General features: G+C 60.1%; 8 protein-coding genes. 7 read left to right on the forward strand and 1 reads right to left on the reverse strand.

Annotation, left to right across the window (positions count from 1 at the left end; all coding sequences use genetic code 11):
• Positions 1-24 precede the first annotated feature (24 nt).
• From nifE to EN742_RS00595, 7 genes are all read left to right on the forward strand, one after another.
• Positions 25-1,500 (forward strand): nitrogenase iron-molybdenum cofactor biosynthesis protein NifE, encoded by a 1,476-nt coding sequence (gene nifE / locus EN742_RS00565; RefSeq protein WP_128332212.1) that lies wholly within the window; start codon positions 25-27, stop codon positions 1,498-1,500.
• An 8-nt stretch (positions 1,501-1,508) separates the two neighbouring features.
• Positions 1,509-2,891, forward strand: a complete 1,383-nt coding sequence (gene nifN, locus EN742_RS00570; protein WP_127323367.1) for a nitrogenase iron-molybdenum cofactor biosynthesis protein NifN — start codon at positions 1,509-1,511, stop codon at positions 2,889-2,891.
• Entirely contained in the window at positions 2,857-3,354 is a 498-nt protein-coding gene (nifX, locus tag EN742_RS00575; protein WP_127323366.1) for a nitrogen fixation protein NifX, read from the forward strand. The genes nifN and nifX overlap by 35 nt, the downstream gene beginning before the upstream one ends.
• 16 nt (positions 3,355-3,370) lie before the next feature.
• Positions 3,371-3,850, forward strand: coding sequence for a NifX-associated nitrogen fixation protein (locus EN742_RS00580; protein WP_024505267.1), 480 nt, complete (start codon positions 3,371-3,373; stop codon positions 3,848-3,850).
• 107 nt (positions 3,851-3,957) lie between these two features.
• Positions 3,958-4,662 (forward strand): response regulator transcription factor, encoded by a 705-nt coding sequence (locus tag EN742_RS00585; RefSeq protein ID WP_224571202.1) that lies wholly within the window; start codon positions 3,958-3,960, stop codon positions 4,660-4,662.
• A 95-nt stretch (positions 4,663-4,757) separates the two neighbouring features.
• Entirely contained in the window at positions 4,758-5,630 is an 873-nt protein-coding gene (locus EN742_RS00590; protein WP_128332213.1) for a universal stress protein, read from the forward strand.
• Positions 5,631-6,471: 841 nt separating this feature from the next.
• The gene (locus EN742_RS00595; RefSeq protein ID WP_128332214.1) at positions 6,472-7,770 is read left to right on the forward strand and encodes a SidA/IucD/PvdA family monooxygenase; all 1,299 of its coding nucleotides are present in this window, start codon (positions 6,472-6,474) and stop codon (positions 7,768-7,770) included.
• Positions 7,771-8,863: 1,093 nt separating this feature from the next.
• Here the strand turns inward: EN742_RS00595 and pyrE are convergent.
• Positions 8,864-9,460 (reverse strand): orotate phosphoribosyltransferase, encoded by a 597-nt coding sequence (pyrE, locus tag EN742_RS00610; protein ID WP_029356507.1) that lies wholly within the window; start codon positions 9,458-9,460, stop codon positions 8,864-8,866.
• Positions 9,461-10,157 lie beyond the last annotated feature (697 nt).

The raw sequence follows: 10,157 nt of genomic DNA on the forward strand, positions 1-10,157 counted from the left end.
CCAATGGACTGGGGAGGCTGAGCAATGTCCTCCCTCAGCGCCAAAATCAAGGACGCCTTCGATGAGCCCGCCTGCGATAAGAACCGTGGCAAAGATGCCAAGGCGCGCAAGGAGGGCTGCTCGAAGTCGCTGACACCAGGGGCGGCAGCCGGCGGCTGCGCCTTTGACGGAGCCAAGATCGTCCTGCAGCCGATCACCGACGTTGCGCATCTGGTCCATGCGCCGCTTGCCTGCGAGGGCAATTCTTGGGACAACCGTGGTGCGGTTTCGTCAGGACCGACCTTGTGGCGGACAAGCTTCACGACCGACCTCACCGAACTCGACCTGGTGATGGGGCAGGGCGAGCGGAAACTCTTCAAGGCGATCCGCGAGATCAAGCACACATACGCGCCGCCGGCGATCTTCGTCTACTCGACTTGCGTAACGGCGCTGATCGGTGACGACATCGAGGCCGTGTGCAAACGCGCCACGGAAAAGTTCGGTTTGGCCGTGGTGCCGATCAATGCGCCTGGCCTGGCAGGCTCCAAGAACCTCGGCAACAAGCTCGCCGCCGAGGCGTTGCTCGATCATGTCATCGGCACGGTCGAACCCGACGACTCTGGGCCCTACGACATCAACATCCTTGGCGAATTCAACCTCTCGGGCGAATTCTGGCTTGTAAAGCCGCTCCTCGATCGGCTCGGGATCCGGGTGCGCGCCTGCATTCCCGGCGATGCGCGTTACCGCGACATTGCTTCCGCGCACCGCGCCCGGGCGGCAATGATGGTGTGCTCGACCGCGCTGATCAGTCTTGCCCGCAAGATGGAGGAGCGCTGGGACATCCCGTTCTTCGAGGGCTCCTTCTATGGCATCTCCGACACATCGCAAGCTCTTCGCAACCTTGTCAGGCTGCTGGTGAGGAAGGGCGCCGATCCGGAGATCCTCGAGCGCACAGAGACGCTAATCGCGCAGCAGGAGGCGATCGCGTGGAAGAAACTCGAATCCTACCGGCAAAGGCTCCAAGGCAAGCGCGTGCTGCTCAACACAGGCGGTGTGAAGTCCTGGTCGGTTGTCCATGCGCTGATGGAGATCGGAATCGAGATCGTCGGCACCTCGGTCAAGAAATCTACGGTGCAGGACAAGGAGCGCATCAAACAAGTTCTCAAGCACGACAAGCACATGTTCGAATCCATGGCTGCGCGCGAGCTGTACGCCATGCTCTCTGAACACAGGGCCGATATCATGCTGTCGGGCGGTCGCACGCAATTCATTGCGCTCAAGGCCAAGACGCCCTGGCTCGATATCAACCAGGAGCGCCAGCATCCTTATGCCGGCTATGACGGCATGGTGGAACTCGTACGCCAGATCGACCTCGCCATTCACAATCCGATCTGGTCTCAGGTGCGCCAGCCGGCCCCGTGGGATTGCCAGCCTGAGCTGATAGGCGAATTGCCGTGCACGAGGAACGAGACCGCGTACCTGTTTGATGAATTCGCCTGCGCGACGGCACACGAGTGTTGAGGCGACCGATGGCCCGCATCCTTCTCCAGAGCAAATCGGCTGCGGTCAACCCGCTGAAGTCGTCGCAGCCGCTGGGTGCCGCCTTTGCCTTTCTTGGCGTCGACGGTGCGATGCCGCTGTTCCACGGCAGCCAGGGATGCACAAGCTTTGCGCTCGTTCTCTTCGTGCGGCACTTCAAAGAAGCGATTCCCTTGCAGACTACGGCGATGGATGAGGTGGCGACCATCCTCGGCGCAGCCGACCATCTGGAAGAGGCGATCCTCAACCTCAAGAACCGCACGAAGCCAAAGCTGATCGGGGTGTGCACGACCGCGCTCGTGGAGACGCGTGGCGAAGATTGCGCGGGTGATATTGCCAACGTCAAGCTGAAGCACACGCAAGAGCTTGCGGGTACGGAGGTCGTGCTGGCCAACACGCCGGATTTTGACGGCGCGATCGAAGAGGGCTGGGCCAGGGCAGTCACCGCAATGATCGAAGGGATTACACGCTCGGGCGAACGGGCGCGGCACCCGATGAAGATCGCAATCCTGCCCGGATGCAACCTCACTGTCGCCGACGTCGAGCATATGCGGGACATGGTTGAAAGCTTTGGGCTCAAGCCGGTTATTCTGCCCGACATCTCAGGCTCGCTCGACGGTACGGTTCCTGACCGCTGGGTAGCGACCACATACGGCGGCACCAGCGTCGAGGACATTCGCGAGTTGGGCACGGCCATGCAATGCATCGCCATCGGTGAGCACATGCGCCGCCCGGCGAAAGCGCTGCTCGGGTTGACCGGCGTGCCTTACGTGTTGTTCCAGTCACTGACTGGGCTGCAGGACACGGACCGCTTCGTGTCGCTGCTGTCTTCGATTTCGGGCGCGGCGGTACCGGCCCGCGTGCGCCGGCGCCGGGCGCAATTGCAGGACGCGATGCTCGACGGACATTTCCATTTCGGCGGCAAGAAAATTGCCATCGCTGCCGAACCAGACCAGCTGTTCCAACTTGCAACCTTCTTTGCTGGCCTCGGCTCCGAGATAGCCGCGGCCGTCACAACGACCGACAGGTCTAAAATTCTCGAGAAAGTCCCGGCGGTTTCGGTTCAGATCGGCGATCTCGGCGATCTGGAAAGTCTTGCCGTCGGTGCTGACCTGCTTGTCACGCATTCGCACGGGCGCCAAGCATCGGAGCGGCTCCGAATTCCGCTCATGCGCATCGGGTTCCCGGTCTTCGATCGACTAGGCAGCCAGCACAAGCTCGCAATTCTCTATCAGGGCACCCGCGACCTGATCTTCGAGGTCGCCAACATCTTCCAGGCCAACCAACACGCGCCCACTCCTGAGGCGCTTGATCCACTCCGTAATCGAGAAATATCACATGAACGCTGTTCGCCGCCTCTCGCTGGTCAGTAATGAGGTTTTCGCCCCGATGCCTGAACGACGTGCGGGCGCATTGCGCGTTGCGATCGCCACTCAGGACATGCAGAACCTCAATGCCCATTTCGGGTCGGCCAGGCGCTTTGCTGTCTACGACGTGACGCGCGAGGAATGGAATCTCGTCGAAGCCGTGGCCTTCGATGACGTTTCGGATGAAAGCGGGGAGCATCGGGCCGAGGGCGATGACCGCATCACGCCCAAGGTGGATGCGCTCAAGGGCTGTCAGATCCTGTTTTGTCTGGCAATTGGCGGCCCTTCGGCAGCCAAGCTTGTCGCGGCAAAAATCCACCCGATCAAAGTGGCGGAGCCCCAATCGATCCCACAGGTGCTCTTGCGCACGCAGATGATGCTCAGGACGTGTCCTCCGCCCTGGCTGCGCAAGGTGCTGGCGCGAGCGGGCATTGCCGAAAAGAAACCGTCCTTCGAGGACGAGGACTGAAAAGAGGAGGACGCCAATGCCTGACCCCGCAATCCCCCCAGCTGTCGCCGAAGACGAGGCGGCTCTTTGCACCCCGTTCGTCAAATGCCTCGTGCGGCTGATCCGTTCTCAGGATTCCTATGGCTCGTGGGAACGCAAAGCGGACGCTGAGCTGCTGGGCGACTTCATCATTACCAAGGAACAGCGCCGAGGGATCCCAATCATCGGAGATCCCGATCCCGACGTGCTGTGGAGGCTCGACAAGTACTACGCCGCCATCGGGCTTGCGATCGAGGAGCGCTGCGGCCTTATGGCATCGCCGATGATCCAGGTGAGCCATGAGGGTTTTGGTCGGGTGCTTTTCACGACCGGACGGCTGGTCGTTTTGTCCAAAACGCTGCGCGATGTCCACCGGTTTGGCTTCGAGACGCTCCTGAAGCTCGCCACGGCCGGTACGAAGCTGGTCGACGATGCGATTTCAGTCATCGAAACCTTTCCCCACGTGGCGCTGGCATGATGGGCGCGATTTTCGAGAAAGGCCATCATGACGGACCCGAGAAACTATGTTGGCCAGTCCCCTCGATCCAGGGGCTCGAGGCCGACCAGGTTGTTGGGGTATCGCCGATGAAGAAGCCGCTGGTCCTGATCTGCTCGCAAGATGCCGAGTTCTATCTGCTCTACAGCCACATACTGGAGGTGGACGGTTTCAGCAGTGAGACGGCAGACGGCGCGAAGGCTGCGCTGGCCTTGGCCGAACAACGGGAGCTTCAGGCCGTAGTGCTGGATTGCGACCCAGCCAGCATAAACGGGTCCGCAATTTGCGCCCACCTCAAGCGGGAACCGCGCACCACCGACCTGCCCATCATCGCCCTGATCGCGCCTGGCGCCGAGCACCAGCACCTCGATCTCTTGAAGGCAGGCGTTGAGAGCTTTGTGCGGCCGGTGGCTCCGGCCAAGCTGCTCGACTGCCTGCGGGCGAGGCTCGGGCTGACCAAGCGTGGTCCGAACGGGGTTGAAAACGACAGTTGGATTTGTTGTGGAGGCCTGGAGATGAAGCTCGATGCCCATCGGGTTCGCGGTAATGGCCACGACATCCATCTCGGACGGATCGATTTCAACGTGCTGCGGCTTATGATTGAGGCCCCCGGCAAGGTCTTCAGCCGGGACGAGCTTATCGGGGCGGCCTGGCTGCCCAACATTCATGTCGGTGCACGCACCGTCGATGTCCATATCAGCCGAATCAGGAGGGCGCTGAAAACGGCCTTGCCCGGCAGCGTCATTCGCACCGTCAGGTCGGCCGGCTACTCGCTCGAGAAGCCGGACGACTGAAATCGGTGGTCGAATGTGGTGCCGCTCTCTCTTCCTCCTGAGAGCGGTGTTGCCGCTTTGAGACGCTCCTAACGAAGACCAGGAGAAGCAGGCAAATGGAATTTAAAAGCATATTCAGTGTGACGGGTGCTGATCATTCTGATGAGGACCTCACAACAGCTGCCGGACTGTGTGCCGAGGTCGGCGCGCACCTATCGGTACTCATTATACCGCCTCCATTGCTCTTGATGTCGTCTCCGCCCCCCGAATGGAATACAGGACGTGCACAGGCAATTGCAGTACCGAACTATCGATTTCAGCAAATCGAGAAATTTTCACAGGACGTGACCAGAATGGAAAGACGGTCCGCGGATATCCTCAAAAGGCTGAAAGCTATGTCGCTTTCCTGTGACGTTGACACCGACTATTGCGATCCGGCTAGCCTCGGTGAAGTGGCACGACAGCGGGCGCTCTGCGCTGACCTGACGATCGTTGGAGGAGACCTCCTCAACGATGAGACTCTCGGACCTCCTGTTGTCAACGGCTGCTTGTTCGATAGCGGAAAGCCGGTGCTCATCGTGCCGAAGGGCGCTAAGGCGACCCTGTCGCCTCGACGCGTGCTGGTCGGCTGGGATTCGCGCGTAGAGGCCTCGCGTGCGGTTCGGGAAGCTCTTAGTATCCTATCCGCTGCCAAGGAAGTCTGTGTCGCTATGGTCGATCCGAAGGCGCAAAACAACGGGAAAGGCGCGCAGTCTGGAGCTGACATCGCTGCCTATCTTACTCGGCACGGTGCTCGGGTCTCTGTTGACCTGCTTAAGAGCGCCGGCAAATCGGCGGGCACAGTGCTGACTCAGCACGCGAACGACATCTGTGCTGACATGATGGTCATGGGTGCTTATGGCAGCCGTGGGCTGCGTGAGCGGATTTTCGGCGGTCCGCCGAGCTGGAGCTTTGGGAACACCACATTGCCGCTGTTTTTGGCTCGCTGATCAGTTCCGTAGGAAGACCGATCAGGTCGTAGGACCGCCAACCAGTCCGAAGTCGTCGTCGGTTACCGGTCGGATTGCGGAGACATGGCTGGATCAGCGAACATCTTGCGACGCTTGTCAGAGCCAAACCGGACGCCTCGACTGCTTCACGACGCTCTCGTGCATCCAACTCGTGCGAGATCGTCTGTAACCGGCAGTAAAGACGAACGGCTGCAGCAGACCGCAGCCAAGCCACAGGGCGGGTGTACCAGGGGCCCCCGCCTCGGGCGCGAACCCTGTTGGAATGCCCCTGATCAGTACCCGGACGCGGGTCAAATCGGCGGCTGCCCCTGTCAGGCCTGCGGTGTGCAAGGGCCGCTGCCGCGGAGCTTCCCCTGCCCGATCGTCGGGCGCGACAATGTCGGGTTCCAGACGAGCTGGAATTAGGAGAACTCGTTGGTTTGACGTTTTCTTTATCCGGCACGCTGCATGCATGGGAGTCTACGAACGCATTACGAGCCGTTATCCATGGTTACGCCCCTCGAAGAAAGAGCCGCTTCCGTCGTAACCGGGAAACAGTCAATCCTGGGGTGGAGGCAGCCGCTAGGAGCCGCCGTAAAATCCGGAGAGCTGCGCGACAGCATCACACGCGGTCCTTCTCGCTCTTGGGTTCGGATGATGCGGTGCCCGCTGTCGATGTCGCCCATTGAGCTCAAGACCTGGAAGGCCGCGCAGGCTTTTGCCTTCCTCTCAGTCGGGACCGCGGCTCAAGGATGCCTGTGAGGTTCGCAATGCTCAATGCCTGGCGGTCGCCGCGCACATGCCGCTGAGTTGGGAAACACTCCTAGAGGAGCAAGGATAAGTGGAGCTCTTTTGCATTGGTATCGGTGCTGGGCCGTCTAATTTGAGCCTTGCGTGTCAGATACAGGAAGAGATTGCGCAAGGGGCACTGTTCCTGGATCGGCAGGTTGATTTCCGCGGACATCCAGGCAGCGCTTTCGATTGCGCGGAGCTCCAGGTCGGCCACTTCCAGGATCTGGTTACTCTGGTCAATCCGCGATCAGCCTACACATTCGTAAACTACCTCCACGAGAACGGGCGTCTTTACCATTTCCTCAATGCGCAATTTCACGGGGTGCTCAGAGCCGAGTTCGCTCAATATCTCAACTGGGCGTTCCAGAAGAATCCGCTTGTCCGTGGCGGCGAGGCCGTTCGCGAAATCCGCTTTGACGGCGAGTTTCGCGTGCGGACGGACAACGCGGTCCTTGATGCGAGAAACCTCGTCATCGACATAGGCAAGCAGGCGCAAATTCCGCCTCAGTTTCATGGCTGGACTGGACCCAACCTGTTCCACTCATCTGAGTTGGCCCACATCAATCCTGAGGTGCAAAAAAAGCATGTCTGCGTTGTTGGCGGCGGACAGTCGGGAGCCGAGCTGCTGCTGCACCTTGTCGGCCGGCCGAAAGAACGGCGGCCCGCGGCGATCACTTGGGTCTTGACGCGCGAGATGCCTTTCGACGACCACCCGTTCACAAACGAGCTGTTCACGCCTTGCTTTTCGGATCGTTTTGCGGCCATGAGCGAGGTGCATCGCCAGCTGTTCCTGCGGCGTTTCGCGCTTGCCTCCGACGGGATTTCAGAAAGCACGTTGCGCGCGGTCTATCAGGCGCTCTACCACCACGCCTTTCTCGAGGCACACCAATGCGACATCACACTGCGGCCAAGTTGCAACGTGTCGCGCTGCATCAACGCAGGGGCGGGGCACAGGCTCACGCTGCAGCGCGGCATGGATAACATCGGAGAAGTAACCGCCGACATCGTCATCCTGGCCACCGGGTACGAGAACGCGCCGCCGGACTTCCTCGAACCGATCGCAGATCGCCTCGAGCAGATCGACAATGAGCTCGCCATTGGGGAGGATTTTTCGGTGTGCTGGGACGGACCGCGAGACAGACGCCTTTTCGTTCAGAACGCCTGCCTTGGACAGCGCGGGCTGGCTGATCCGAACTTTGGCCTGCTGGCCTGGCGAGCGCGCCGCATCCTGGACAGCCTTCTGGGGCGCGCGCCATGCACCAATCCCGAGCATCTGGGCTTCATCAGCCGTACGTTGATCGAGCGCCGGCCCGACCTCGTAGCCGAAGAAATGGGCAGCGGGATATAACTGGTCTACTATTGTTCATTGGCGGTGGCATCCAGGGAATGATGTACGCCTTCGTTGCGGCGAAAGCGAGAGCCTTAGCCCAGATCATCTTGACCGAATAAGCACTCGGGCCCTGAGGCACATCGTTATTCTGCGGACGTTTCCCCTACGCTCGTTAAGTCCTTACGTTCACTCGAAACAGTGCGGTAGCCTCAGCGGCCATGGCTGAGCCCGCGGTCAGCGGGGAGGGTCCTTGCTTTTGGCGATGCATGTCGTGGCTGGACCCGGTGAGTTAGGTGAGTCCGGCCCAGTCTACCCAGCCCCTGCGCCCGCCCCGAAGCCGCTCGCCCGCTCAGCGCTATCGAGGGGGCGCTCGCGAGCGGCTTCGCTGACCGCCGCGCTACAGCGTAAGGACGCGACCCCAGTGAAGGCATACTCCAGTGTCGCCAATTCCGTTTCGTTGGCCCGCCGCTAGCCGGTCTTCCAACCAAAGGCCGAACTCGCCAACCAACGATTGTCTAAATCCGCTACCCAGGGCGGTTCGCTCGGGCTCGCTTGCTTGAGCACGGCACAGACGGGATCGCGAGCATGATGCCGCGGAATGGGAACGCATCATGCTTGGGCACGAGGGCCCGTGCCAACGCGCATCGCGCCAATCGGCGTCGTCACGTCCGAGATTCAGCACCGGCTGCTCGGCGCTTTTACGCTCGCATCATGGGCCGGCATGCCGCTGGCGATCCATGACGCGATGCCGCCGAGGCTGCTCGTTCATGGAAAGCGATAAGCACTAGATTAATGGGCAACCTCGTCGGGACCGAAAAGGGCGCTAAACCGGCTGGCTAGATCGATCCAGGGTGCCGCGTCTCCGCGCTCTGAAGCTATTCGAACGACCGTCGCCAGATAATCGGTAAAAGCCTTCAGTCTGATGGCGCCTTGCTCAGAAAGGTGGTCAATGGCGTCAAGCGGCTGGTGAACGGCAGCCAGCATATGTTGCACCAAAAGCAGTGAGGATGGGCAAGGGCAGTCGCTCTTACTCGCGAGGCGCCTGCACTCGCTGCAAAGCGGCGGAATGTCCTCTAAGGCTAGGTCGCCGGAAAGCCGTTGTATGAGATTGTCAGTGGCGTTCCACAAATTCGCTCGCATGCAGAACGGAATGCAGCGTGACCCCATGTTGGGCTAGCAGCGCCGTAGCTCCCTCGTCGCGGTCCACGAGGCAAGCAGCGTCACCTACAATGCCCCCGGCGCGGCGAACCTCTTCAATCGCCTTCAATATCGACTTGCCGCTTGTGGCAACGTCGTCAACGATCAGGACGACTTTTCCCTCGAGATCTTCTTTGGGCCCAAGACCTTCAATCACGTCCCTTGTGCCATGAGGCTTTGGAGTCTTGCGAACGAAGATCGTGTTTATGGGTTTGTTCATCGCCGAGCTGACAGCTGCCATCGATCCGATTACGGGGACCGCTCCCATTTCAAGGCCGCCGACGTACTCTGCTTTCACTTGCTCAGCGATTTTTAGGAACTCAAGAGCGGCAAGTTGCGCGCCTCGCGCCATCATCATGGTAGGCTTCATATTGAAATAGATGTCGCTCTCTATGCCCGACGAGAGCGTGTAGCGTCCGGATCGAAAAGAGCGCTCACGGACGATTTCGCGGAGTTCGTCCTTGTCGTGTTGGCTGGAATCAACTGGTCTGAATTTTGCCAGTGCCGCCATAGATCAGACCTCGCCCTAGGGAAAAAATTGGGTGCGGCATGCACCTAGTCACTACCGCTATGTGACTTATGCAAGTGTTCGCGGGGTGTGTCAATTAATGTCAATACCGGTGCGACCGTTTCGCGCAGATTTTTCCATTATCGTTATTGGGTGCCTAAAGCGTGATCACGGGTTTCCCTACGGCTGGGTAGCGTTGGCCACCCGCCCTTGCCCGATCTCGGCAGGCACGGCTTTTCTCGATGCGGGCCGTCTCTTTGAGGATTTGGGCGTTTCATCCTCGTCCCCTCGAGTTCCGCCTCGCTCGGCCCCGTTTGCGCCAGCTTCTTAACCAGGTTGCGCATGAGGTGAGCGTTTCGGCCGCCATGTCGGCCCGTGTCGCTCTTGTGATGACGAGTGGGCAAGGCCGCGCTTTTCGTGCAACCTCCTCGTAGAGGCGCGAGAGGTAAAGTTCGAGCCGCCGAGAATTTTTGTCATCAGCACCGCGGCGCAACATTTCGGCTCGCTTCATCTGACGACGGTAGAAAGCAAAGTTCAAGGTAGGTCGTAGTCCACCTCCCTGCCGGCCGAGTCTTTACGGCGATATCGGCGACAGGGGCGAGCGTCTGCCTCTGAGGCAGACGCCGAACAGCAGGCCGAGCCTTACACTGATTTTGGTGACATTGAGTTCGCCGACACCCGTGAGATGGAGCCTATCACG

Origin of the sequence: Mesorhizobium sp. M4A.F.Ca.ET.020.02.1.1 (assembly GCF_004022645.1) — a bacterium.
Lineage (GTDB): Bacteria > Pseudomonadota > Alphaproteobacteria > Rhizobiales > Rhizobiaceae > Mesorhizobium.